The 23,183-nt window shown below is 67.7% G+C and carries 24 protein-coding genes; 11 read left to right on the forward strand and 13 right to left on the reverse strand.

What is annotated here, in order from left to right; genetic code table 11:
• The first annotated feature begins 5 nt into the window (after nt 1-5).
• Nucleotides 6-830: a hypothetical protein gene (locus tag BLT99_RS00325; RefSeq protein WP_092668308.1), complete on the forward strand. Its 825-nt coding sequence runs from the start codon at nt 6-8 to the stop codon at nt 828-830.
• Nucleotides 831-870: 40 nt separating this feature from the next.
• On the opposite strand, the gene BLT99_RS00330 is transcribed toward BLT99_RS00325, so the two are convergent.
• The 7 genes from BLT99_RS00330 to BLT99_RS00355 all read right to left on the reverse strand — a co-directional run bounded on the left by BLT99_RS00330 (nt 871) and on the right by BLT99_RS00355 (nt 5,207).
• Complete coding sequence (locus BLT99_RS00330) at nt 871-1,338, reverse strand: DUF3237 domain-containing protein (RefSeq protein WP_092668310.1); 468 nt, start codon at nt 1,336-1,338, stop codon at nt 871-873.
• Nucleotides 1,335-1,814 carry a MarR family winged helix-turn-helix transcriptional regulator gene (locus BLT99_RS00335; RefSeq protein ID WP_092668312.1) on the reverse strand — a complete coding sequence of 160 codons (480 nt, stop codon included), beginning with the start codon at nt 1,812-1,814 and terminating at the stop codon, nt 1,335-1,337. The genes BLT99_RS00330 and BLT99_RS00335 overlap by 4 nt, the downstream gene beginning before the upstream one ends.
• Nucleotides 1,811-3,091: a flavin-dependent oxidoreductase gene (locus BLT99_RS00340; protein WP_092668314.1), complete on the reverse strand. Its 1,281-nt coding sequence runs from the start codon at nt 3,089-3,091 to the stop codon at nt 1,811-1,813. Before BLT99_RS00340 ends, BLT99_RS00335 begins: the two co-directional genes overlap by 4 nt.
• Before the next feature lie 72 nt (nt 3,092-3,163).
• Complete coding sequence (locus BLT99_RS17510) at nt 3,164-3,664, reverse strand: methyltransferase family protein (protein WP_157674900.1); 501 nt, start codon at nt 3,662-3,664, stop codon at nt 3,164-3,166.
• Nucleotides 3,661-3,873, reverse strand: coding sequence for a hypothetical protein (locus tag BLT99_RS17515; protein ID WP_157674901.1), 213 nt, complete (start codon nt 3,871-3,873; stop codon nt 3,661-3,663). The genes BLT99_RS17510 and BLT99_RS17515 overlap by 4 nt, the downstream gene beginning before the upstream one ends.
• A gap of 298 nt (nt 3,874-4,171) precedes the next feature.
• Entirely contained in the window at nt 4,172-4,549 is a 378-nt protein-coding gene (locus BLT99_RS00350) for a hypothetical protein (protein WP_133988497.1), read from the reverse strand.
• A gap of 403 nt (nt 4,550-4,952) precedes the next feature.
• Nucleotides 4,953-5,207, reverse strand: a complete 255-nt coding sequence (locus tag BLT99_RS00355) for a hypothetical protein (RefSeq protein WP_092668320.1) — start codon at nt 5,205-5,207, stop codon at nt 4,953-4,955.
• 482 nt (nt 5,208-5,689) lie between these two features.
• On the opposite strand from BLT99_RS00355, the gene BLT99_RS00360 reads away from it, so the two are divergent.
• From BLT99_RS00360 to BLT99_RS00380, 5 genes are read left to right on the forward strand one after another with little or no spacing between them, the layout of a single operon-like run.
• Nucleotides 5,690-7,066, forward strand: coding sequence for a glycosyltransferase (locus tag BLT99_RS00360; RefSeq protein ID WP_229724476.1), 1,377 nt, complete (start codon nt 5,690-5,692; stop codon nt 7,064-7,066).
• Nucleotides 7,063-8,877 carry a right-handed parallel beta-helix repeat-containing protein gene (locus tag BLT99_RS00365; protein WP_092668322.1) on the forward strand — a complete coding sequence of 605 codons (1,815 nt, stop codon included), beginning with the start codon at nt 7,063-7,065 and terminating at the stop codon, nt 8,875-8,877. Before BLT99_RS00360 ends, BLT99_RS00365 begins: the two co-directional genes overlap by 4 nt.
• The gene (locus BLT99_RS00370) at nt 8,877-9,983 is read left to right on the forward strand and encodes a right-handed parallel beta-helix repeat-containing protein (protein WP_229724474.1); all 1,107 of its coding nucleotides are present in this window, start codon (nt 8,877-8,879) and stop codon (nt 9,981-9,983) included. The genes BLT99_RS00365 and BLT99_RS00370 overlap by 1 nt, the downstream gene beginning before the upstream one ends.
• Before the next feature lie 59 nt (nt 9,984-10,042).
• Entirely contained in the window at nt 10,043-11,437 is a 1,395-nt protein-coding gene (locus BLT99_RS00375; protein WP_092668324.1) for a UDP-glucose dehydrogenase family protein, read from the forward strand.
• Between the two features lie 27 nt (nt 11,438-11,464).
• On the forward strand, nt 11,465-11,920 hold the full coding sequence (locus tag BLT99_RS00380) for a hypothetical protein (RefSeq protein WP_092668326.1): 456 nt from the start codon (nt 11,465-11,467) through the stop codon (nt 11,918-11,920).
• Between the two features lie 227 nt (nt 11,921-12,147).
• Here the strand turns inward: BLT99_RS00380 and BLT99_RS00385 are convergent, their stop codons facing one another.
• The 4 genes from BLT99_RS00385 to BLT99_RS17740 all read right to left on the reverse strand — a co-directional run bounded on the left by BLT99_RS00385 (nt 12,148) and on the right by BLT99_RS17740 (nt 16,237).
• Nucleotides 12,148-13,347: a glycosyltransferase gene (locus tag BLT99_RS00385; RefSeq protein WP_331712587.1), complete on the reverse strand. Its 1,200-nt coding sequence runs from the start codon at nt 13,345-13,347 to the stop codon at nt 12,148-12,150.
• A gap of 319 nt (nt 13,348-13,666) precedes the next feature.
• Nucleotides 13,667-14,026 carry a PRC-barrel domain-containing protein gene (locus BLT99_RS00390; protein WP_092668329.1) on the reverse strand — a complete coding sequence of 120 codons (360 nt, stop codon included), beginning with the start codon at nt 14,024-14,026 and terminating at the stop codon, nt 13,667-13,669.
• A gap of 903 nt (nt 14,027-14,929) precedes the next feature.
• On the reverse strand, nt 14,930-16,024 hold the full coding sequence (locus tag BLT99_RS00400; protein ID WP_092668333.1) for a fatty acid desaturase family protein: 1,095 nt from the start codon (nt 16,022-16,024) through the stop codon (nt 14,930-14,932).
• Nucleotides 16,025-16,081: 57 nt separating this feature from the next.
• Nucleotides 16,082-16,237, reverse strand: coding sequence for a hypothetical protein (locus BLT99_RS17740; protein WP_166670891.1), 156 nt, complete (start codon nt 16,235-16,237; stop codon nt 16,082-16,084).
• A 155-nt stretch (nt 16,238-16,392) separates the two neighbouring features.
• Here BLT99_RS17740 and BLT99_RS17520 point away from each other — a divergent pair, with 155 nt between their 5' ends.
• Genes BLT99_RS17520 through BLT99_RS00410 form a run of 3 tightly spaced genes read left to right on the forward strand, consistent with a single transcriptional unit; the run spans nt 16,393 to nt 17,243 of the window.
• Nucleotides 16,393-16,572, forward strand: a complete 180-nt coding sequence (locus BLT99_RS17520; protein WP_133988495.1) for a hypothetical protein — start codon at nt 16,393-16,395, stop codon at nt 16,570-16,572.
• Nucleotides 16,572-17,015 (forward strand): hypothetical protein, encoded by a 444-nt coding sequence (locus BLT99_RS00405; protein WP_092668335.1) that lies wholly within the window; start codon nt 16,572-16,574, stop codon nt 17,013-17,015. Before BLT99_RS17520 ends, BLT99_RS00405 begins: the two co-directional genes overlap by 1 nt.
• A gap of 15 nt (nt 17,016-17,030) precedes the next feature.
• A complete protein-coding gene (locus BLT99_RS00410; RefSeq protein ID WP_092668337.1) occupies nt 17,031-17,243 on the forward strand; it encodes a hypothetical protein in 213 nt (70 codons plus the stop codon).
• 124 nt (nt 17,244-17,367) lie between these two features.
• On the opposite strand, the gene mobF is transcribed toward BLT99_RS00410, so the two are convergent.
• Nucleotides 17,368-19,998 carry a MobF family relaxase gene (gene mobF, locus BLT99_RS00415; protein WP_229724472.1) on the reverse strand — a complete coding sequence of 877 codons (2,631 nt, stop codon included), beginning with the start codon at nt 19,996-19,998 and terminating at the stop codon, nt 17,368-17,370.
• Nucleotides 19,999-20,170: 172 nt separating this feature from the next.
• On the opposite strand from mobF, the gene BLT99_RS00420 reads away from it, so the two are divergent.
• Both BLT99_RS00420 and BLT99_RS00425 read left to right on the forward strand, forming a co-directional pair.
• Nucleotides 20,171-21,142, forward strand: a complete 972-nt coding sequence (locus BLT99_RS00420) for a hypothetical protein (protein WP_133988494.1) — start codon at nt 20,171-20,173, stop codon at nt 21,140-21,142.
• A gap of 798 nt (nt 21,143-21,940) precedes the next feature.
• Complete coding sequence (locus BLT99_RS00425) at nt 21,941-22,363, forward strand: hypothetical protein (RefSeq protein ID WP_133988493.1); 423 nt, start codon at nt 21,941-21,943, stop codon at nt 22,361-22,363.
• On the opposite strand, the gene BLT99_RS00430 is transcribed toward BLT99_RS00425, so the two are convergent.
• A complete protein-coding gene (locus tag BLT99_RS00430) occupies nt 22,360-23,070 on the reverse strand; it encodes a hypothetical protein (protein ID WP_092668345.1) in 711 nt (236 codons plus the stop codon). The genes BLT99_RS00425 and BLT99_RS00430 overlap by 4 nt on opposite strands.
• Nucleotides 23,071-23,183 lie beyond the last annotated feature (113 nt).

The following is a 23,183-nucleotide window of genomic DNA, read 5'->3' on the forward strand; positions in this document are numbered from 1 at the left end:
GGCGCATGAGTCCTGTCGCCGCCGCTCGAGTCCGGCTCGTCGTCGTCACGTCGGCGGTCGTCGTGCTCGCCGGTTGCGCGAGCGCGGGCGGCGATCCCGCTCCAGCGCCGGGCGCCACCGGCACCGCCGCCACGAACACGGCCCCGCACGCACTCGACCCCGACACGATCCTGACGTGCCAGGGCGTCGAGGTCACCGCGGGCGCGCTCACCGACCAGCTGCCCGCGTCGGAGCTTCCGTCGGAACTCGCCGCCCTGCTCGAGGGCTCGCCGGTCGTCTCGATCGACGACCTCGACGACTGGTTCCTCGCGGTGTCGAGCGACGATCACGTCGTGATCATGCGTGAGCTCGACCAGCCCCTCGACCTCGGGGCCGGGGATGTTCGCGACTTCGACCTGCTCTCGGTGTCGGCCACGCCCGGCGCAATGCCGATCGATGACACCTGGGGCGTCGACGTGTCGACGAGTTGCACGCCGCGAATCACACTCGACGGGCTCGGCGAAGTGACGCTCACGCTCGATCCCGACGCGCCACCCCGGGCGGATGACCGCGAACTCTCGTTACTCGCGAGCGAGTCGTCATGCAATTCTGGGCAACCGGCGACGGGTCGAGTCGAGGTGGTCGAGATCGTCGAGACCGACACGACCGTCGAGCTCGTCGTCGGCGTCGCCCCGCAACCGCAGGACCGCGCGTACACGTGTCAGAGCAACCCACCGACGCCCTTCACGGTCGATCTCGAGCACGAGCTGGCCGACCGTGCGATCGTGGATGCCTCGTTCGTGCCCGCGCACGAGATCACCATGCCCATGGGACGGTCGGTGCCGGACTGAGCCCGCAGACCGACGGGGAAGACGGGGCGTTCCCGTCGGCTCAGCGCACGCGGTACGCGTCGTAGACGACTCGACCCGCGCCGCGCGCCGCGGCGGCCACGAGCAGCGAATCCTGCAGCGGCCGCAGCTCCGGCACGGAGGTCTCGAGCTCGACGACGATGCGGAAGTAGTAGTCGGATGGCGCGACCGGCGCCCCGTGCAGCAGTGCCTCGAGCACCTCGGGCGCACCCGCGCGGATCCCGCGCGTGCGGAGGTGCACGAGGCCGCCTCCGGTGGTGCGTGCGGAGTAGCGCGTGTCGATCTCGAGCACGCCGTCCTCGTGCACGACCTGCCAGTCGGCGCCGCCGGGCAGCACCTCGGCGTCGATCCCATGCGAGAGACGCCCGCCGAGGATCGGGATGACGCGGCGGTGACCGGCGCGCGTGAACCCATGGTCCTCGACGTCGCCGACGAGCACCTCGGCGCGGAAGACGTGATCGAGGCCGGTGGGTGGGGGTTCGAGGTTCACGAGCGGGCATCCTTCGTTCGGTCGTGCGCGACGTCGTCGATCACGTCGCGGAGTCGTTCGAGGGCGCCGAGCGCGGGGTCGAGCGCGTTGCGGTCGGCGGGGTGGAGCCGGTCGAGCGCGTCGACGAGCGCCGCCGTGCTGGCGCGGTCGAACCGGGCGAGCAGGTCCAGGGCGCGATCAGATGCCGCGACGAGCACGCGTCGGCGGTCGCCGACGTCGCCGCGACGGGTGACGAGACCCGCCCGCTCCATGTCGCGCAGCAGGTTGCTGATCGTGGGGCGGCCGAGGCCGAGCGCGTCGGCGACCTCGCCGGAAGATCGCTCGACCCCGGACGGCAGGGCTCGAAGCACCTCGATCTGCGCGTCGGGGATCTCGGGCAGGTGCTCGGCGGTGCGGGCGACTCGCAGGAGGGAACGACGCAGCGGGGAGATGACGCCGGCGAGGCGGCGGGCGTCGGCGGCCCGCGTCGGACTCATGCGCGCTCCGGGGCCGCGACGGTCGGAACGCTGAGCGACGAGCGCTCGTTGAGCCCGGCCGGGTCGAATCCGGCGGCGACCTTGTAGTCGCGGGCGATGCGCTCGAGCTCGTCCCGCGGGATCACGTCGTGCACGTCGGCGAAGCCCTGCGGTGCACGCTCGTACGCGAGTTGCATGACCTGCTCGGGCCCGAGTCGGCGTGTCATCTCGAGCAGGCGTGCGGTTGCCGGTCGCCGGTCGGCCTCGTACGCGGCGAGCGCCGCCTCGACCGACGGCTCGGTCGCGATCCGGTGCGCGAGGGTGCGGGCGTCGAGGATCGCCTGGGAGGCGCCGTTCGAGCCGTTCGGGTACATCGCGTGAGCGGCGTCGCCGAGCAGGATGGTGCGTCCCGACGTCCACGACGGGATCGGGTCGCGGTCGACCATCGGGTACTCGAGGATGCCCTCGGCGGAAGCGATGACCAATGGCACGTCGAGCCAGTCGAAGCGCCATCCGGCGAAGAGCTCGACGATCGGCTCGGGGTCGACCGGTCGGTTCCAGTCCGAGAGCGCGGTGGCACCCTCGGGCGCGCGCCGCTCGGCGATGAAGTTCACGCGCGACATCCCGGCCGCGGCATCCGGTGCGCTCAGCGGGTAGGCGACGAACTTCTGCTCGCCGTCGCCGGCCATGATCATGGTTCGTCCGTCGAGGTACTCGGGCACGATCGCGGTGCCCCTCCAGAGGATGAGCCCGTTCCACGGAGGGGCGCCCTCGTCGGGGTACCGCTGGGCGCGCAGCGCCGAATGGATGCCGTCGGCGCCGACGAGCACGTCGGCCTCCAGCACCACGTCGTCGCCCGCGGCATCGACGAATCGGGCGGTCGCGACATCCGGGTCGCCGTCGTCGACGCTCGCGAGGCGGAGCCCCTGTTGCACGGTGCCGACGCCGAGCCGTCGCTCGACCTCGCGCAGCAGCAGCATCTGGAACTCGCCGCGGTGGACCGAGAGCTGCGGCCAGTGGTATCCGGCGTCGAGGCCACGCGGCTCGCTCCAGATCGGCTGCCCGTGGCGGTTGAAGTACGCGAGGCGGCTCGGTGCGACGCCGATCCCGGCGACGAGTTCGGCGAGGCCGAGCTCGGTGAGCTCGCGGACCGCGTGGGGGAGCAGGTTGATGCCGACGCCGAGCGGTCGCAGTTCGCGCACCCGCTCGACGACGCGGATGTCGCGGAACCCCGCGGCTTCCAGGCTCAGTGCCGTGACGAGCCCGCCGATGCCAGCCCCGACGATGACGATCCGCATTGCCTGCCTCCTTGCGTCGCAATGGGAACAGTTTTGTCACAAAACGGTCTTGCTGTCAAGCGCGGACTGAGGTCAGAGCCAGCGGCGCACCCGTGCGCAGTACGCGTCGTACTCGGGCCCGAACTTGGCCCGCAGGTACTTCTCCTCGGGAACGACGGCACCCCACCACACGCCGGCGACGCCGACCGGTACGAGCACGAGCGCCCAGAACGACGGCCACAGCAGTGCCAGCGCGACGTACAGTGCGATCAGCCCCAGGTAGAGCGGATTGCGGCTGACCCGGAAGGGCCCGCGGTCGAGGATCGTGCTCGTCGCACCACCCGGCAGCAGGGCGGTCCGGTGACGGCCCATCAACCAGATCGCCCAGCCGTTCCAGGCGGCGAACGCGACGATGAGGACGATCGCGACGGTTCGCGTGGGAGCGGGCGGCAGCGCGACCGGGTCGCCGACGACGGCGGTGAGGACGAACCCCGCGATCAGGGGCACGCCGAGTGCCAACGGCGGCCAGATCCGATACGCGGGCGCGTCGCGCATCCCAGAGCGGTCGCCGGGCGCCGCGGCGGGTCGAGTCATTCCTCGTTGGCCCAGGCCTCGACCCGATCGACGTCCTCGTCGGACAGATGGGCGCCCGCCGCCCCATCGCCCGGTCCGGCCATCTCGACGGTTCCCCCTGCCTCGCGGATCTTCTCGACGATCTCGTCCGTGAGCGGCTCCCCGTTGTGCTCGACCAACCAGAGCCGTGCCGGGCCATCTAGCCTCGACCACCATTGCTCGATTCCCATGCGCGAAGTCTCGCACCGTCGAAGACGGGCCGTCAGCCGGTGGTTGGAATCCCGGGCCGCCGGAGCCGTCCGGCGCCGTCATCACGTCTGGATGGACCGAAGTGAAGATCATCCGGTGCACCAGTTGTGGGCAGAATGTGGGCACGGTCAGACGCTCGATGTACGCCATTCACGCGTCAGCCCCAAGTTACTAGAGGCCGATTCCGGTGTCTCACTCGGGCTTGCGTTCGGCTGAGCACCGCGGAATGTGGCCCCGCCGGCCACTCGGGAGGGGTGACGGCAGACGACTTCCGCTGACTTACCGGGCGAGGAAGTCGTCTGACTTGCGTTGCATGAAGGCGCAGAGCTCGGCGAGCGCACTGACTTCCGCCGCCATCCGGGCCACAGCTGACGCGCCAAGGGTCACCGGTTCGTCACGTGGTTCGAACGTGATCGACCACTCCGGTCCTGTTGCGGGCGACGGGGGCTCGATGACGATTTCGGTGGGGGAATCCGGTATCCGAACCGCTACGAGACCGGTGTCGGCACCCTGTTCCCCGTCCTGCGGAATCACCCGTATCGAGCTGAGGCTCGAATGCCCGAGGGTGGTGAACTCGTCAACCCAGGACTGCAATGTGGCGATCGTGCGGAATGGCATGGCTCCTCCGAGGGCGGCGCGGCCGTTGTTGGAGATCATTATGGCGAGTGCGCGCCCGGACGGCGCGCGAAGCGTTCCATCCGGTCGTCGTGGGCGTCCGGCTGCATCGTGGACGCTCTGACAAACAGCCGTTCGCTATGACACCGGCTTCGGCGGTCACCACAAGGCGTGGTGAAGGTCCAGGGCGGCGCCGGCCAGAATTGGTCGACGTTCATTCGCCGTAGGCGAGCTCGTCGGGCACGGCGCAGATTTCGTCATCTCGAGGGAGCTGGCCCGGGGAACCGAAGTTCTTCAGGTGATGCACTCCCCGCAACCGGGCCAGCCCACGGAAGGAGCAGTTCCTTCACGTACAGGGTGCGCTAGCGATGCCGGGCAGTGCAGGGCTTGACATGACGAGTCCCCGACTCGATCACGTCGTCGCCGCCCGTGAGCCGACGCGTGCTCACAACAGTTCGAGCACGGACCGCCAGTAGGGCCCCTCGCAGATGGCGCGACTCGCCGGAGGCGTCAGCCGATAGATGCCGGCGGCGAGCACGAGGTACGCGGTGGGCTCTTTCATGCCGCCTGGTCTGGTGAGCGTCCACTGGTGGTGACTGCGTGCGGCGAGTTCGTAGGTTCGGCCGTTGAGTGCGACCGCGCACGGAGCTTCGCCGACGTCGGGCAGCCGTTCGACTTCTTCCGGGCTGACGGCGGGCATGGCAAAGGTCTACGTCGATCGGCGGCGCGGTGCAAGGGGGTGGTTCTCGGGCGCGGAATATGCCGCGGTGAGCCACATCCGGTTCTCAGGATGACTCAGCCGGGGGACAGCCCGCTCACAGCCGCGAGGCGGACGTCGTGCTGCGCCAATTGCCGCCGGAGAGCGTACCTCGAGTGCGATGTCCGTCGAGCGACGATCTACTCGCTTACCGCGGTTCAACAGCGATTTTCTAGCGGTTCCTCGCCGCCGCCACTTGCCTCCGCGGCCCGGAGAGTTCGGCGGGGAGCGAGCCAGTTCGATGAGGGTAGGTCGCGGATCCCACCGCGTAAACCCCCCTGCCGGGGTGGATGGCCTCGTCTAGCGTGGGGCACTTGTTCGGCGGCGCATGACCCGAAAGCCCGTGCGACGCCGAGGACCCGGTTCACCGCTGAGCCGCGATCGGATCGACGATCCGGTCGCCTACCCAGGAAGCGAGGAACCCGATGACCATGACCGACGACGGCGTCATCTCGGCGTCCGGTCAACCCGGCGGCCCAACTCTCGTCGATGCCGTGCTCAGCTGGTTCGAGCAGATTCTGTCGACGATCGACTGGGCCGCCATCGAGGATTTCTTCGGTGCCATCTCGCCCTACTTCCCGGTGGCCATCGCCGGCACGATCGTGTGGGGCCTCTGGGTCTACCGGTTCGTGCTCTCGCGTCGGGCACGCCCGATCGTCACCGATCACCGTGCGAGCACTTCAGTGGTCGTGCCGTCGTTCCACGAGGATCCCGGCATCCTGATGGAATGCCTCGATTCCTGGCGGGCGCAGAGCCCGGACGAGATCATCGTCGTGCTCGATGTGGCCGATCTCGAGGCGTACGACCGCATCGTCGCCCTCGGTGACGATCGGGTGCGGCCGATCCTCTTCCATCACGTCGGCAAGCGCTCGGCGCTCGGGGCGGGGATCCGCCTCGCCAAGTACGAATTGCTCGTCCTGACCGACTCCGACACCCGTTGGCAGCCCGGCCTCCTCCGCAACGTGCAGATGCCCTTCGCCGACCCGGATGTCGGCGGTGTGGGCACCCACCAGAACGTCTACCAGCGGGAGACCAGCGTGTGGCGTCGCATCGCCGACTGGCTCGTGAACCTTCGATACTACGACTACGTGCCGGCGATGGGTCGGGCGGGCGCCGTCCCGTGTCTCTCCGGCCGGACCGCCGTATACCGGCGCATCGCGGTGCTGCCTGTGCTCGAACAGCTCGAGAACGAGTTCTTCCTCGGCCGCCGGTGCATCGCCGGCGACGACGGCCGCCTGACGTGGCTGGTCATCGCGTCCGGATGGAAGACCGTGCACCAGTCCAGCGCGCGGGCGCTGTCGATGTTCCCCGACACGATGCGAGCGTTCGTCAAGCAGCGCGTGCGCTGGAGCCGAAACTCGTACCGGTGCTACCTGACCGCGGTCGGCAAGGGCTGGCTGTGGCGGGTCCCGTTCGTCACGCAGGTGACCGTGCTGCAGATCCTCCTCACCCCGGTGACGATGGGCATGACGCTGTTCTACCTGCTGTTCGCCCGCCTCGAGCCGACCGCACTCGGCGTGACCGCGGCGGCCGCATGGCTGCTGCTGGGTCGCGGCATCCGAGGGTTCTCGCACCTTCGCCGCAACCCGCGGGACCTGCTGATCCTCCCGCTTCTGGCGCTCACGGTGATCTTCATCGCGCTGCCAATCAAGCTGCTCGCCTTCGTCACGATGAACAAGCAGGGATGGCTCACCCGGCGTGCCGGTCAGGTCGGCGGTGACGGGCAGGCGTCCGACTCCCTGGACGCCTCGCCCGAGACATCCGTCGACGAACCACGCGTACGAGAGGAGGTCGCCGCATGAGCGCGCTGCGCAGATTCCTCGCCACGATCGCCCTCGGCGTCCTGATCATGGCGGTCGCCGTGGCCGCAGGCATACTCGCCAACCCCGACGGTGGCGGAGGCGGCTCCGTCGGCGGCTATGGCGTCGCTTCCGACGACGCCGTGCAGGGCCGGGCGTATCCCGGCAACGCGGAGCAGGAGGCCGCGCTCGTCGCAGCGGAACGTGGTCGCCTCGACCTCGTGAGCCAAGTGGCGGCGACCGCGCCGTCGAGGATGGAATGGCTCACCGGGCCGTACCGGGTCCCCACCGGCCCGGTGCCCACCCTGGTTCTGCCGGCCCGTGAGACGCCCTACTCGCTTGCCGAGCTCGAGGAGCTCGCGCCCGAGAGCGTCACCACGCAAGGCGACGGCTCCATCCTGATCCAGGAGAACATCGTCGCGCTGGCAGGCGCCGCGCTCGACCTGACGACGGACGCGGCACTCCGCATGCGGAGTGGTGCCGATGGGTTCGCCTCGATCGTGACCCTCGGCGGTGGCGTCACCGCGCACGGGACGTCCGACGCACCGCTGGCCGTAACGAGCTTCGACTCGGCCACGGGACGCACGGACGTCGACACGTCCGACGGTCGCGCATACTTCCGCGTGGTCGGCGGCACGGTCGATCTGCAGCACGCGTCATTCGAGGATCTCGGGTTCTGGAGCGGCGACACCGGCGGTCTCGCCCTGACCGGGACGGACAGCCCCGCGCTCAGCGCCCCGACCGAAACCGACGGGAGCACGTCCGAAACGCCCACGCTCTCCGCCCCCGACGTCAACGCGCTCACCGCAGGACGCGAGCGCCCGGGCGCCGTCAGCGGAACGATCGCGGACGTGACCTCGAAGGGAAACGCCTTCGGGATGTTCGTGTCGTGGGCGGCCGAGCTGGGAATCACAGGCCTGCGTGTCCACGACAGCTTGGTGGACGGCATCGTATTGAACCGGTCCGTGACCGCCACGACCATCGACTCCTCCGAATCGGTCGGCAACGCCGTGGATGGCATCGTCATCGAGCGCTCGAGCTCGGGCATCACGATGACCGGCGTGAACGCATCCCAGAACGGTCGCAACGGACTGTCCATCGATGCCCGTCCGCTCGCCCTGGGTCCCAGCCCGCTCGGCTCACCGGCGGTCGAATACGGCGACGTCCACCTCGACAGCGGCATCATCGCCGACAACGCCGGGTACGGTGTCCGGGTCGACGGCGGAAGCGGTATCTCGGTGACTGACAGCGAGGTCACGGGCAGCGTGGTCGGCATCGCGGTGGATCACAGCACGTCCGGCGTGGAGATCGCGGCGAACCGCTTCGCGGATCAGTCCCGTCAGGCCCTCACGTTGAGTGGCGGAGTCGACGCCACCGTGCACGACAACCACATCTCGACCGTCGACACGGGCGTGCGAATCCACAATGCATCCGCCGTGGTCGAAGACAACGAGTTCGCCGGCATCACCAACCATGCGGTCACGCTTGTCGGCAAGGCCACGGGCGTGCGCGTCACCGGGAACACCTTCGCCGGAAACGGCGCCGCACCCTTCTACGACGACGCCGCGGGCGGGTACTTCGCCCGCAACGACGTCGAAGGCTGGGAGCAGCGCGTCACCGCCACGTCCGTGGTTCGCATGATCGCCCAACCGCTGACCATCGTCTGGGCCGCGCTCGGCGTGCTCCTCCTGCTGACCGCCGTTGCCGGCTACCGGCACCACCGCGGACGAGCCGAACGCGAGGCGGAACGTCGACCACTCACCGAACTCACCCCTGGAATCATCACCGCCGAGGAACTGAGAGGACGAACGTGATGAACGACGCCCACACCAACCTCGCCCAGCCGCGCATGGCGGCCGCGCCGGGCCGCGGAACGATCGTCGCGGTCGTGGTCGTCGTGCTCACGGTGCTCGTCGCCGGAGCGACCGCGATCGGATGGGCCATGACCCAGCGCGGGGGCGATGGCGGCACGAACTCGGGCGGGGGCTCTGGGGACGACGCGGGAGCCTCCGCCGGTCCGCCGGATGGAGCGGACTGCGCTGAGGCGACGGTCGACGTGACCGACGCCGACGAGCTCGAATCGGCGCTCGCGGATGCACAGCCCGGCGACATCATCGTGCTCGCGCCGGGGCAGTACGAGGGAAACTTCGTCATGTCGGCCGAGGGCGAGTCGGACGCGCCGATCACGCTCTGCGGATCTCGCGAGAGCATCCTTGATGGCGGGTCCACCGACGACGGCTACGTCGTCCACCTCGACGGCGCGAGTCACTGGGTGCTGCAGGGCTTCACGGTCCGGAACGGACAGAAGGGCGTGATGGCGGATGGCACGACCGGCACCGTCATCCGCGACCTCGCCGTCTCGCACATCGGTGACGAGGCTATCCACCTCCGGGCCGCAAGCAGCGATAACCAGGTGCTGAACAACACCGTCAGCGACACCGGCCTGCGCAAGCCGAAGTTCGGCGAGGGCATCTACATCGGCACGGCGGAATCGAACTGGTGCGACATCAGCGGCTGCGAGCCCGACGCCAGCGACCGCAACCTGGTCGAGGGCAACGCCATCTCGGCGACCACGTCGGAGAGCGTCGACATCAAGGAGGGCACCTCCGACGGCGTGCTTCGCGACAACTCGTTCGACGGCTCCGAGCTGGTCGAGGCCGACTCCTGGGTCGACGTAAAGGGCAACGGATGGCAGATCGAGGGCAACACCGGCACCGCCTCGCCCGCGGACGGCTTCCAGACCCACGAGATCGTCGACGGCTGGGGTGACCACAACGTCTTCCGTGCCAACTCCGCCGACCTGGACAGCGCGGGCCTCGGCTTCTCACTCAAGCCCGAGCGCGACAACGTGCTGACCTGCGACAACACCGTCACCGGATCGGAGGCCGAACTCAGCAACGTCGAGTGCCGCGACGAGTGATCGGCACACTCAGGACCCGATGCGGTCGACACCGCACCTGAACAGCAGTAGGAGGAACAATGTCCACCCGATACACCGACCCCGTCGCCCATCCCATCGCCGAGCACCCGCGGATCACCGTCGTCGGCGTCGGCTACCTCGGCGCCACCCACGCCGTCTGCATGGCCGCGCTCGGCTTCGACGTCCTCGGCGTCGACGTCGACGAGGACAAGGTCGCCGAGCTCGCCGCCGGCCGCGTGCCGTTCTTCGAGCCGGGACTCCAGGAGAAGCTGTCCGAGATGCTCGCCGAAGGCCGGCTCTCGTTCACGACCGACTTCGATCGAGCCGCCGACTTCGGCGACGTGCACTTCGTGTGCGTCGGCACGCCGCAATCCGACGATTCGGACGCCGCCGACCTCACCTTCGTCGAGAGCGCGTTCGAGGCGCTCGCCACGCGCATCCGCAGCAAAGCGCTGCTCGTCGGCAAGTCCACCGTGCCCATCGGCACGGCCGACCGCCTCACGCGCATGGTGGCCGCGCGCTCGCCCATCGGCGCGGACCTCGAGCTGGCGTGGAACCCCGAGTTCCTCCGCGAGGGCTTCGCCGTCGAGGACACGCTGCACCCCGACCGGCTCGTGTTCGGCGTCGCGTCGGAGTGGGCCGAGCGCCAACTCCGTGCCGTGTACGCCCCGATCCTCGAGGAGGACACGCCGCTCGTCGTCGCCGACCTCCCGACGGCCGAGCTGGTCAAGGTCGCGGCCAACTCGTTCCTCGCGACGAAGATCTCGTACATCAACGCCATGGCCGAGGTCTGCGAGGCGACGGGTGCGGACGTCGACCTGCTCGCCGAGGCGCTCTCCTTCGACGACCGCATCGGCGGACGCTTCCTGAAGCCCGGCCTCGGGTTCGGCGGCGGATGCCTTCCGAAGGACATCCGCGCGTTCGCCCACCGTGCCGACGAGCTCGGTGTCGGCGATGCCGTGGCGTTCTTGCACGAAGTGGATGAGATCAACACGCGGCGCAGGCTGCGGCTCGTCGACCTGGTGCGCGAACTGGCCGGCGGCGACCTGGAGGGGACGCGTGTCGCCGCACTGGGCGCCGCGTTCAAGCCGAACTCCGATGACGTGCGCGACGCGCCTGCCCTCGACGTCGCCCGAATGCTCTCGCTCGAGGGCGCCGAGGTCGTGGTGTACGACCCCGAGGCCAACGAGAATGCACACCGCACCTATCCAGATCTCGACTACGTCGACTCGCTGGAGGAGGCGGTCACCGATGCCGAGGTGGTGGCCCTGCTCACCGAATGGGACGAGTTCGGTGAGGCGGACCCGTTCGCTTTGGGCGAACTGGTCAACACCCGTCGCATCGTCGACGGCCGTCACGCACTCGATGCAGACAAGTACCGGGACGCCGGGTGGGAGTACCGTGCGCTCGGTCAGCCGGCCGAGCCCGAGGTGAGGGTCTCGTTGGCTCGCTGAGGTGGATGGGAGTCAGAGGAGAGTGCGATGACGACGACGGAGCGATGGCTGGCCCTGGCGGAAGTCTACGACGGCGCGGGCACGCCCGACCTCGGCAAGACGCCTGCGTTGCGATTCCAGCTCGTCGCAGGGGGGCCGAAGAGCATCGGCCTCCCCGCCTACCTCGGCTTCCTGTTCTACACGCCGGGAAACCGCGGAACGGGTGTGTTCCACGGAGTCGGCCACGCGATCGCCGCAGACCACGCCGGGCAGCCCCATGAGCTCGCAGGTCACGCGTCGCACGCGCCAGTCGTGAAGGTAGCGATCTCCCTTCGCACACCGGGCGAGGTGATCGGTCGAGTCGTGTTCTGCGACTTGGACGCCCAGACGGGCGGACCCGGTCGCGAACAGGTGCATTTCGAGGGACTGGTAGACGGACAGGTGATTTCGACCGGATCGGACAGCTTCAGCCTGACCCTGTACCGAACGACCCTCGGCAACTAGCGAAGGCAGGACTCCATCAGGCGGGTCCCGACATTGAGCTTCGGCGACCCCCGCTCGCCATGACTCGCCGCGTCCGGCGCGACGAGCGCGACCTCCAGATCGCGACCATCGCCGCGATCAGCCCGATGAGTACCGCTGCGACGAACGGGCCGACGACGGCCAGGATAAGCAGTACGTCCGTCATTGAAGTGGTCCCTCTGCAGAGGGGCGCCGGCCATTCCGCATCTTCACGAGCTCGGTAGGGGATCAGGCTCGGCCGAAGCGTCCCGCTCAAGAAGGGGACGACGTGCGGGCCCCTTGACTGCGGCGGCGTCGGGGTATGGTCGATCGAGGCGGCGCCGCTCCCGAAGGAGTTCGGTGAACAGGTCGATGTACTCCGCCGCCATTCTGGTGTCGGAGAACCGCGTCTCTGCGGCCTGTCGGCACGCGCCCCGGTCCAGGTCGGCGGCTCGCGAGAGCGCCTCGGCCAATTCCCTTGGGGCGGACCGGACGAACCCGGTGCGACCTTCTTCGACGATCTCCTGCACCGACCCGCGCGGCGTCGCCACCACGGGTGAACCGGTCGCCAGGGCCTCGATCATCACGAGGCCGAACGGCTCGTCCCATTGGATCGGGTTCAGCAGCGCGCACGAGTTGCCCATGAGCTCGTACTTCTCCTCGGCGGTCAGCTCGCCGAGATATTCGGCGTTCCTGCCCAGTCGCGGCCGAACGACCTCCTCGAAGTACTCCTCCTCGGCCGGCTCCTGCATCTTCGCCGCGATCCGAAGCGGGATTCCGGCGATCTCCGCGGCGTTGATCGCCTCGGGAATCCCCTTCGACGCGTGCATCCGGCCGACGAAGCAGGCGGCGTCGCCGCCCGGTCCGATCGGCACGTCACCGACCCGGATTCCGTGATGGATGACGCGGGTGATGGGCACCGGCCCCGCAAGAGAGGCCTGGTTGTGCGAGATCGCGACGAACGACACATCCGCACTGGCGTTGAGGTAGAGCTCCTGCTCGAGCGGGATCAGCGGGCCGTGCGCGACCGTGACCACCGGCACCGTGGTCTCGGCCTTCGACAGGACCGGACCCGCGAGCGTGTTGTCGAGGATCACGTCCACGTCCTTCAGGCCGGCGAACGCCCGCAACAGGTGCCGGAGCTCGTGCGCGGTGACGCCCATGGTCTCGGGGTCGGACGGCTCGAACCCGTCGAGTCGTGGCACGGAGGAGGTGCTGTCGTCGGATGCCGCGAGCACGACGTCCTGGCCGGCTTCCTGCAAGGCGCGGGCAAGCGTGTCGATGAACGACTCGATACCGCCGTACGCGTCCGGGGGGATCGGGATCCATGGCGGAGCGATGATGCCAATTCTCATTTCGGGCCCCTTCGGGTCGGCCCCTGTCGCCGAGAGATCCGCGCGTGGGCAGTGAGCGGATCGGGCTGTGCTCAACGGTAGGCGCCCGGGGCGCTCGCGAGACAGGGATTGACGGTTCGCCAGTGTCGGGCTAGCCGCTTACCGTGGTGGTCGTCCGCGATGGGAGCCCGCCGGGCCCGTCAATCCCTTGAGCGGGTCGATGCCGCGAGGTTGACTGGCCTCGCTGGTGACGGATTGGGGTAGTCGCCGGCAGGGGAACATAGGCGGATCTGGGCTGGGGCTCAGGTCCGCCGCTCCATGCGTGACGGCAGCTCCGGTCTCGTCGTTCATCCTGACAAAATCCGCCGCCCCGAGGAGTGTGCTCGGGGCGGCGGTTGGATCAGCGTGAGTGTTACTAACGGTAGAGGCCGCTGTAGTAGCCGCCGACCCGCTCGCGATATTCGGGGTCATCCCACGTCGCGCCCTCGTCGAGTTCGGGCGAGTTCTTGATCTGATCCTTCGTCAGGTCCACGTAGACCTTCCGGTCGGCATCGTCGACGCGGTCGATCGTGCCTGCCGGAAGCAGGACCTTGCGACCGAAGATCCACGGGCCCGTGTCGACGACGATCCGGCTCGCGCCGACGTCGTAACTCGCCCGGTCCACTTTCCCGATGTGACCGTCGGTCGCATGTACCTCGTACCCCACGACGTCCGCGCTCTGCGCCGAGCGCGCCGCGGATGTGCGGTACGTCCAGGCATCCCATGTGGAGCTCATGACTCCTCCCTTCGCCGGCACCTCTGAGGGTGCTGGATCGTGATGGGTTTGGGACGACCGTACGTCGCGCCCGAGCGCGGTTGAAGAGGGTTGACAGCTCCAGCGGCCCGTTCCTGGCTCACGCCTGACTGCTGGGGGTGGCTAGATCACGGAAGTGCGGAGCCCGGGTCGCGCTCGATGTCGGGCCGGGTGGAGGTCGCGGTGGGCTGGCCGGCGACCGGGATGGTGGTGGACGCCTGGCTGGGCAGCGGGGTACCCCTGCGCTTCGGCCTTGATCCGCGGCGCTTCCTCCTCTGCCTTCGAGAGGTAGCGCTCCCAACGCTGCTGCATCGGGCGGATGAGCCCGCCGCCCACACCGACGATGATCACGCCCGCGATTGCGGCGAGCACGGCGATCAGGATCGGCGTGGGTGACCGTGACGGCGATGCCCAACTGCCGCGGATCGTGAAGCAAGAACGTGGGTACCTCAGCCACGAGCAGGTAGGGCGCCTCGCGGACGCCGTAGGGAAGAATGGTGATGTCGTTCTCTACTGGTGACCAGCAGGTTGCTGGCCGCCTTCGGAGACGCGAAGACCCCCGGCGGACCGGGGGTCTTCATCTTCATCTGTGGCTACGACCGGCATCGATCCGGTGACCTTTCGATTTTCAGTGAGCCTGGGCGGTTCTCACTCAATTCCTATGGTTGCGATATCGCGCTGATCAGGGATTCTTCGAAACGGTCACAGTTGGTTTCAGATGGTTTTCGCTCATTTAATGGCACATTAATGGCACAGATTTCGGTGTCGGCGGGTCTCGTGGCGACGGAAGTCCGGCGCCGGATCAAGGCGTGTTGCCAAAGGGCGCACGGTGAGTGATCTGGCCGTTTGCGGCCGCGCAGCTGGAGCCATTCGAGGGTTTGGTGTCTAGATGCTGGTGCGCTGCATCACGAGCGGGCACTCGAAGGGGTCGCGTTCGCCGAGGCCGACCCGGTTGATGTACCGGAAGACGATCACGTACGAGCGCAACAGCGTGGTTCGGGTGTACGGGACCTCGTGGTCGTGGCAGTACGCCTCGATGATCGGCGCCGCGCGTCGGAGATGCGGACGCGGCATCGATGGGAAGAGATGGTGCTCGATCTGGTAGTTGAGCCCGCCCATGACGACGTCGATCACGCGGTTGCCGCGGATGTTGCGGCTCATGAGCACCTGCCGCCGGAGGAAGTCGAGCTTCACGCCCTTCGGCACGAGCGGCATCCCCTTGTGGTTCGGCGCGAAGGCCATGCCCATGTAGAAGCCGAACAGGCCGAGCTGGACCGCCAGGAACACCACCGCCTTGTCCGGCGACAGGACGAGGAACACGAGCGCCAGGAAGCCGATGATGCGTACGGCGAGGAACGCGATCTCCACCGAACGGTGCGGGAGAGTGGCTCTGGCGAACACCCGGTGCACGCTCGACGCGTGCAGCGAGAGTCCCTCGAGCAGCAGGATCGGGAAGAAGAAGTAGCCCTGGTGCCCGATGACCCAGCGGAGGATCGCCGCCCGGTCGCGTTCGGCCTGCTCCGGCGTGAACACGACCACGGGCAGGTCGATGTCGGGATCCACGTCGATCTGGTTGGGGTTCGCATGGTGCCGGGTGTGCTTGTGCTGCCACCACCCGTAGCTCATGCCGACGAACCCGCCGAGGATGAGGCTGGTCCAGTCGTTCCACTTGCCGGATCGGAAGATCTGCCGGTGCGCGGCGTCATGGCCGAGGAACGCGGTTTGCGTGAACAGAACGGCGAAGCCGACGGCGCTCAGCATCTGCCACCAGGTGTCGCCGATCCAGATGAACAGTGCGATAGCGGCCGCATAGGCGAGTGGCACGCTGATCAGTTTTGTCCAGTAGTAGCCGTATCGTCGGTGCATCAGGCCGGCACCTTTGATGATGCGAGCCAGATCGGTGAACGAGCTGGTGGATGACTCCGCGGGCACGCTCGACGGCTTGTGCGTCCTGCGGACTGGGGAGATGTCGGAGGTCATGATGGGGCCGCTCTCTACGACACCGCACGCCAGGCTGGGCATGCGGTGGCGGCAACGCTAGGCGGGAGGCTTCCGTGCGCGTTGACGGATGATGCCGATGATGAGGGTGCCGACGAACAGGACGGAACCGATCATTGCGAGCCACAGTAGGCCCTCGAAGACGAACCCGACGATCGCCAGGATCGCCCAGACGGCGAGCAACACGATGATCAAGGTCCACACACTAGAAGAGTACGAAGAATGGGGCCACGACGAGAGGTCCTTGACAACTCCCACGGCGAGTGATCCATCCCCGTTCGCATTCCGCGTGCAGGCTATGCCGGTGCGAACCTGTGGGCGCTCACATCCGCGACACCTACTCTAAGAACGTGAACATTTATCAGATTGTGCCGGGTGGCGCGGCAGGCGCTGCGCTTCGGGTCGAGGCATCCATGATCGCCCGCGCTCACGCGTTCTGGGTGCACTTCGACGGCCATCCGTCGAGCGTGACGCGGTGGGCCGACAGCGTGCGCGCGTCGTGGGTTCCCGCTCGTAAAGCGGGCATGTGATGACCCCCGACGCCAACGAGGAGTTCGGGGTCAGTCACATCCTCGTGAACGAGTTGCCGGCCGATCTTGGCACGCCAGACGCGGCGGCCCGGTATGACGTCGCCGCGGTCTTCACGCGACGACCGGACCCGCGTGAGCTCAAACTGCTCGAGCAACCAGCCGTTCACGCGAGGCTGGTCGAAGCGGGCTACCCCGATGTCGGATTGCGTGTCGCCGACCGTCGGCTGATCATCGAGCGCACGAACCTCGATGAGCTTGCCGCTGGGCTTGCCCAGATGATTGGCCAGATCCTCGCGGACATCGGGGCACAGGCCGCAGCCGAGAAGGTCCGTCGAGACGAGACCGCGGCCGAGCAGGTGCGCGTAGAGACCAGCAGAGCCGCCGCAGTGGTCGCTGCCGCAGCGCGGATCGACTTCCGGCCGCATCGATCCACCTATGAGTAGCGGAGGAATAGGGCTATGTCGAAGCGCACGCGCAAAGAGGGCGCACTCGCGGACGAACGTTGGGAGACGGACGGAGGCACGCTCGACGGTGACGCGACCAGCGATGCCGCCGCCGAGAACACGACACCGGCCGAAGAGCGAGCGAAGCGCTGGAAGGACGCCAACGCCGAGCACTGGCACGGCAGCGGCTCCAGCGACGAGACAAAACGGCGGGCAACGGAGCGCTGATCCAGATCTATCTAGGTGCTGGCCGGCGGCTCGATTTGTGGTGATCGGATAAGCCCGCGTCTCGACAACCGAACCGGACATCACCGCTCAGCGCAAACGGCCAGGTTGAGCGGCCATCGGGTGCTTATCGGCTGGGCCCAACTTGCGACGCCCGCCTCCGTACGGAGCCGGTCGCGAGCCCCCATACGGAATCGCGAGCAGCCTCAGTCGCCTTCGCGAGCCCACGGTCGGCACGATCTCGATCCAGCGCGACCACGAACTGCTCGCGTGCCTCATCCACGCCCGCTGCCACCAGGTGCACGCGGTTCAAGTGCCGCCCGCGAGTCAACCCCACGTAGACGCCCGCCGCCCCCATCGCATCGCCGACCACCGTGTGCGACTCGCCCACCGTCATGCCCTGCACCCCGTGCGCCGTCGCGGCGTACGCGAGATGCGTGTGCTCGGCGACGTACTCGGCTGGCACTCGCACTGATCGTGGCCGATGGCCGACGACACGCTCCGTCGCCCACACTGAGCCATCCTCGTCCACGCGCCGAACAACCCACATCTGCCGGTTCGCCACCCGCACACCCGAGTCGTTCCGCCGACTCTGAATCACATCACCGCGCCCGATGCTCAGACCATCGCTCCCGACCACTGTGCGGCCGTCATCCACGTCGCCGACGCGCACTCGCTCCTCGCGAATCCGCGCGTTCAGCTCGCGCGCCTCGTCGTTCGTCGCAACGGTCATCGCGCAACCCTCGCGCCACTCGCCAGCGAGCGCCTCGAGCTGCGCAGCCGGGCTTTCGTGAATCGAAACGAGTCCGAGCGCGCACAGCCGATCGAAGACCCCCTCCGGACGATCTCCGCGCCGCATCTGCACGGTGAGCGTGGCGTACTCCGGGTCGACGAATCGGTGCACGGCCGTCATGCGATGCACGCGGGGGAGCAGCTGCGCGGACATCTCAAGCACGCCACCGCGGCCGACCGCCGAGAGTTGCGCACGGTCGCCGACCAGGGCGACCGTAGCGCCTGTCTCGTCGGCGATGGTGAGCAACGCGAGCGCGGTGTCCTGATCGAGCATGCCCGCTTCGTCGACGACGATTCGCTCGCCGCGGCGCAGTCGAGCGGATGCCGCGGGGCCCGCGTACTCGGCATCCTTGTCGGGGTCGTGGTCGCCGATGGCGAGCCGCATCCAAACGCCGTCGCGATTCCACCGCCACCCGTGCTCATGCACGAGCTTGGCGACGCTATCGGCCGCAACCCCGAGCTCCTGGTGCGCAACGTCCGCCGCCTTCTTGGTCGGCGTGACCACGCGGGTCTTGCGACCTTGCATTGCCGACGCCTTGATCGCGGCGGCGAGCATCGTCGTCTTGCCTGCGCCGGCTGCGCCCTCCACGACGACGAGCGATTGCGCGGATACCGCGGCCGCTGCCGCGCGCGCCTGAGCAGGGTCGAGTTGGAGACGATGCGCGATGCGCGACAGGTCCGGTGTGCGCGCCTGCGGCCGCTCTGCCCGGGCCGTGAGCAGATCACGCAGCCGCGTCTCGACGGCGATGACGTGCACGCTCGTGAGGTGCGCGACGTGCTCGGGACGCGGTCCGTCAGGCGGGAGCACCGACACGCAGCCGTCCGTCGCGAGGTCCTTAGCTAGCGCGACGAACTCGCGCAGCGGCGTCGGTTCAGCACGAACGCCGGTCTCTGTGACCAGGTGCGACACGTGCTCCTGGATGTCGTGCACCGTCCACGTCGACGCGGCGGCCGCGCATCGATCGAGCGCGCGGGACGCGACATCCTGCATGCTCAGCTCATCAAGCGCGATGGCTCGTTGCGCCCGTACGCGCTTGAGATCAGGTCGATAGCCGGATGCCTCGAGCTCGCGTCGCCACGCATCCTCGCTGCCGAGCTGGGTCGGCTTCTTATGCGGCCGCTCGTGATCCCACGCCATCGCGGTCAGTCGCGACATCGCGGCGGGTCCGGGTTCCTGGTGCGGATGCGCCGTGTGCCATTCCTTCTCGAAGCGCGCCAGGTTGCGCGCAACCTGCTCGGCACGCTTGCTCATCGCGGTGTTGAACGGCTGCAGTTCCGTGACCTCGGCCGTCACCGGATCGAGCGTCAGGCCATGCGCATCGAGCGCGGCTGCGAGCCGCGGATGCGCCGCAATCACGGCCGTGCCGAGCGCGCGGATCGCACCTTGCTGCCGGAATAGCGCCGCGGTGTCGAGACCTCGCCATGCGGCATCCGCCCACACTCGTGTGCCGATCTGGAAGTGGATGTGCCGGTGCGGGTCGCCGGCCCGCGAGGTCTTATGCGAGACCGCGACTGTCTCGAGTTGCTCGACCGGCACCACCCGCTGCGCGCCGCGCGGGCCGACTCGCGTGACCGAGTGCTGGCCAAGCCAGACGCGGATCTCGGCGACCGCGTCGCGCTGCGCCGCATCGAGGGCATCGGATACCTCGGCATGCAGCGCCGCGGCGATCGACAGCGACTTCGGCGCGTTGACGACCATCTCCGCGAACCGCGGTGATCCGTGGCGCGCGTCGCCGGCGTGGCGGGGCGTGCCCATCGACTCCCCGGTAAGTGGGTTGATCCAGTCGACCCACTGGGCGTACTGGTCGGGGGTGAGCGCGCCCTCGCCGACCAGGTCGCCGTTGTCGTCAACGACAGAGAACTCGGCTAGCGCCGTGCCGCCCTCGAGGTAGTAGTCGTCGGCGCGGGAGCGATCGGATTCGAGGTACCGGCGCGCGTCGGCCCCAGAACCCCGGTACAGGATCACTCCACCTCGCATCGCCTTCCTCCGAGCTAGCTCAGGTTCTTGCAACTACCTACGGTAGCATACGTCCATTCATGCGTAGACAGGTTTGAATCCGCTCCTGTGTTGTGGAGCCGGACTTGGAGCGGTGTGTCGCGCCGGCCGTGGTGACGCAGGGCGGGCTTACTCTCGATCCATGGCAGGAGACAGTGCCAGTGGTGCGAGTGCTCGAAATCGTTGTGTGCTGTGCGATGGCAGCCCTGTCACTCGCGCGCACGTTATCGCTCGTGCTATCCGCGATGTTCTGCCCTCCGGCGCCACCTCGCGTGACATGATCACCCGAATCGATTTCAGGCAGTCCTATCCCAGGCACGCCGAGCAGCGGACGTGGGAGCGTGGAGCGCACACGCTTTCAGTTCAACCCAAGGTGCTTTGCGGGCCATGCAATAACGGCTGGATGAGCGCACTAGAAGACAAGGCAGCGCCGGTCGTCGCGAGCATGATCACGCGTGAGGATGACATCGAGCTCGGTGAGCGCACGAAGAAGGACGTTGCGCAGTGGGCATTGGCAGCCGCAATCGTGCGCGGCGAGGTTGTCACCGGAGAGTTGCTTCCGATCGATCGAGAGCTCGCGAGATCTTTTCGTCGTCGCGGCTTGGATGACCTGCCCCTATTCGTCGCGGCAGTGAATGTCGAGCAGCAACGTGAGTTCTCCTCGACAGGCCCGGTCGCATCGTCCTACATGCACGACCTTGCTGGGGGTGCACTGGGCCACCTCGTAATCTTCTGGCTTCGGGAGGTGGTCATCGTCGTCGCAACCCACGACTTCGCGTTTCGGGCACATGCCGGTCTGGGTGTTCTGCGCGCAGCGGTGACGCCGTTGTGGCCGCCCATGTACGAGCAGCGTTGGCCCCCGCGATCCTCGGTTACCGATCTCGTGCTTATGCGCGCGCTCGGTATTCGCCCCGATGAGATGCCACGGCAGGCGATGGACTTCTCGCGCCTCGGGCGAGGACGCTCATCGATCGACGCGTTGCTTCTTCCAAACGTCTCAGGCAACGGCCCCTTCCGCGAGGTTGCGCATGAGGTGGCCGCGCGCACGCTGGCCGAACTCGCTCGAGATCGCAACTTGAAGCTCGACCCCGATCAGGTCTGGCCACAGCGTTGATAGGAGCGGGCGTCCGGCGTCTTCACCAATGCCGGCGATCATGCAACGAGGAATCGGCCGTGGCCGCGAGTGCTCTTGGTAGGGACGTCACGTTGATCGGCAGAGCGCATAACGCGCCCGCCGATGGGAGGGCAATGGGTGCCCCTCGCCTGAGAGACTGACGGCACCATGGCGAAGGATCATTTTATCCCGGCCGCACTCATCGGCCGATTTTCCGCAGAGTCTCAGGGCTCGTATCGCGACCGGTCTGTTGGATTATTGCGCAAAGGATGGGGGAGTTCGCGGATGGCCGCACCGCGAGGTTTTGCGTTCGCAAACGACCTGTATGCGATCGGTGCCGACCGGACGACTGACGAACTGTGGGCATACGAGGGCCGGCTAACGGAAGTCTTGGACCAGTTAGTAGACGGCGTCGCGATTGGATTTGAGGACTGGGCGCGTGTCCTTGTGCCCTATGTGGCGTCCCTCTTTGTCCGGGGTCGTGAGTTTGACAGGAGATTTCGGAGTCGGAGTGGGCCCGAGTTGGCCGAGTATACGGATCCCAATGGTGGGCGCGTTCTCGAGTTCCAACGCCGTCTCGCGCCAGTTGCGTGTGCTCGCTGGGTGGTTTTCCATCGCGTGGACGGAAGGCAGGTGGTTGGAAACGACCTAGGCATTCTCCCGATGAGGGACGTGAATGGCGGGGAGAGGGGCTGGGCTGTACCTGCCGATCCTCGAGCGGTGATTGGCATTTTCCCTCGCGACAGCCGGACTGTGGGTCGATTCGTTGACGATCGGTGGACCGCGATTATTGAGCACGTGTGGAACGAAGTCGACTTCGAAGCCTTGAACGATTCGATCGCCCGCTCGGCCACCGAGTTCCTGTTCGGTCGTCCCTCTACACTCGACGCTTTGGCGGCGTCGGCGTTCGAGCTGTCTTCAACAGATGAGCCGCTGTACTCGTGGCCGTACACGGGATCCGAACTGCGGAACGTGGAGCACGAATGGCACCGTCTCGCTTCGCTAGTCAGGGACCAAACGAGTCCCGACAGCCTGGATTTGAGCCTGGATGTGGATTTTGAGGAGCTTCGCAAGTTCTGGGGTGGACGCCTCATGTTCGGGGTCAATGCCCCACCACCCCATCGGGGTCTGACGATGAGTGGGCGAGTCATCCGCATGACCCTGCGGCCGAAGCCTCGAGCGGTCGGGGACTACTCGGCCGACGTCACCCCGCCCAGCTAGCCCGCTCGTCCGCGCCGCCCTGGCGGTAGCAATCCGCGATCGCGAGCCTTCGTGATCCAGCCTTGGGCGGTGGAAAGGGCGACGCCGTTGATCTCCGCCATCGTCGCGCTCGGGTTTGCGTCGCCCTGTTGTGTGAGGCGACCGTGCTGCAGCGCGACCAGCTCGTAGAAGTCCGGCACCTTCTTCGGGTCGCCGAGCGGCTTGAGCAGGTCGCGCTCGCTGACCTTCCGGCCTGAGGGCAGCACGATCTTGCCGCCGGTGATCGTCTCCCTGCGCTTCATCGCGAAGAGGCGCTTGTTGATCGCGGCCTCGATGCGGGCGGTCGGCAGCTCGCGAAGGAGCTGGCTCGTGATCGGGTCACCCGGGCGCCAGGGGAGGTAGATCACGCCGGTGATGCGGATCTCCTCGGGCACGGCGAAGAGCTGGCGCTGAAGGCGGATCATGACGCGGGTATGCGTGGCCTCGTGCTCGAGGTAGCGCCAGCGTCCATCCATCGTCCCGTTCTCGTCGGAGGTGCGGTGGGCGTTCATTTGCGACTCGGTCGTGGCGCTGTCGTCGTACCCGAGCACCGCGTCGATCTGCGCGCTCGCGTCGTCGTCGCGCTCGCCGGGAAACCGGCTCGGCAGGTTCCAGCCCTCGGGTAGGTCTTCGGCGAGCAGCAGGCCGTCATATGTCTGGTCGCCTGGGCGGTGCGGGGAGTCCAGCATGCGACGAGTCTAGCCACACAACTCAGGTACTTGCCGAAACCCGCGTCGCGGTGATAATCTCAGGTACTTGCAAATAGCCGCGCGTGGGTCGGCATGCACGAGATGCCAGCCGG

The sequence above is a fragment of the Agromyces flavus genome, from assembly GCF_900104685.1.
In the GTDB taxonomy this organism is placed as follows: domain Bacteria; phylum Actinomycetota; class Actinomycetes; order Actinomycetales; family Microbacteriaceae; genus Agromyces; species Agromyces flavus.

What these genes read in the sequence shown, in the direction of transcription:
- BLT99_RS00340 (WP_092668314.1), bottom strand. Translation starts at nt 3,091, where the DNA reads ATGCGGATCGTCATCGTCGGGGCTGGCATCGGCGGGCTCGTCACGGCA.
- BLT99_RS00350 (WP_133988497.1), bottom strand. Translation starts at nt 4,549, where the DNA reads ATGATCTCCAACAACGGCCGCGCCGCCCTCGGAGGAGCCATGCCATTC.
- BLT99_RS00360 (WP_229724476.1), top strand. Translation starts at nt 5,690, where the DNA reads ATGACCATGACCGACGACGGCGTCATCTCGGCGTCCGGTCAACCCGGC.
- BLT99_RS00405 (WP_092668335.1), top strand. Translation starts at nt 16,572, where the DNA reads ATGACCCCCGACGCCAACGAGGAGTTCGGGGTCAGTCACATCCTCGTG.
- BLT99_RS00365 (WP_092668322.1), top strand. Translation starts at nt 7,063, where the DNA reads ATGAGCGCGCTGCGCAGATTCCTCGCCACGATCGCCCTCGGCGTCCTG.
- BLT99_RS00420 (WP_133988494.1), top strand. Translation starts at nt 20,171, where the DNA reads ATGGCAGGAGACAGTGCCAGTGGTGCGAGTGCTCGAAATCGTTGTGTG.
- BLT99_RS00430 (WP_092668345.1), bottom strand. Translation starts at nt 23,070, where the DNA reads ATGCTGGACTCCCCGCACCGCCCAGGCGACCAGACATATGACGGCCTG.
- BLT99_RS17510 (WP_157674900.1), bottom strand. Translation starts at nt 3,664, where the DNA reads ATGACTCGACCCGCCGCGGCGCCCGGCGACCGCTCTGGGATGCGCGAC.
- BLT99_RS17515 (WP_157674901.1), bottom strand. Translation starts at nt 3,873, where the DNA reads ATGGGAATCGAGCAATGGTGGTCGAGGCTAGATGGCCCGGCACGGCTC.
- BLT99_RS00380 (WP_092668326.1), top strand. Translation starts at nt 11,465, where the DNA reads ATGACGACGACGGAGCGATGGCTGGCCCTGGCGGAAGTCTACGACGGC.
- BLT99_RS00400 (WP_092668333.1), bottom strand. Translation starts at nt 16,024, where the DNA reads ATGACCTCCGACATCTCCCCAGTCCGCAGGACGCACAAGCCGTCGAGC.
- BLT99_RS00325 (WP_092668308.1), top strand. Translation starts at nt 6, where the DNA reads ATGAGTCCTGTCGCCGCCGCTCGAGTCCGGCTCGTCGTCGTCACGTCG.
- BLT99_RS00370 (WP_229724474.1), top strand. Translation starts at nt 8,877, where the DNA reads ATGAACGACGCCCACACCAACCTCGCCCAGCCGCGCATGGCGGCCGCG.
- BLT99_RS00355 (WP_092668320.1), bottom strand. Translation starts at nt 5,207, where the DNA reads ATGCCCGCCGTCAGCCCGGAAGAAGTCGAACGGCTGCCCGACGTCGGC.
- BLT99_RS00410 (WP_092668337.1), top strand. Translation starts at nt 17,031, where the DNA reads ATGTCGAAGCGCACGCGCAAAGAGGGCGCACTCGCGGACGAACGTTGG.
- BLT99_RS00390 (WP_092668329.1), bottom strand. Translation starts at nt 14,026, where the DNA reads ATGAGCTCCACATGGGATGCCTGGACGTACCGCACATCCGCGGCGCGC.
- BLT99_RS00335 (WP_092668312.1), bottom strand. Translation starts at nt 1,814, where the DNA reads ATGAGTCCGACGCGGGCCGCCGACGCCCGCCGCCTCGCCGGCGTCATC.
- BLT99_RS00375 (WP_092668324.1), top strand. Translation starts at nt 10,043, where the DNA reads ATGTCCACCCGATACACCGACCCCGTCGCCCATCCCATCGCCGAGCAC.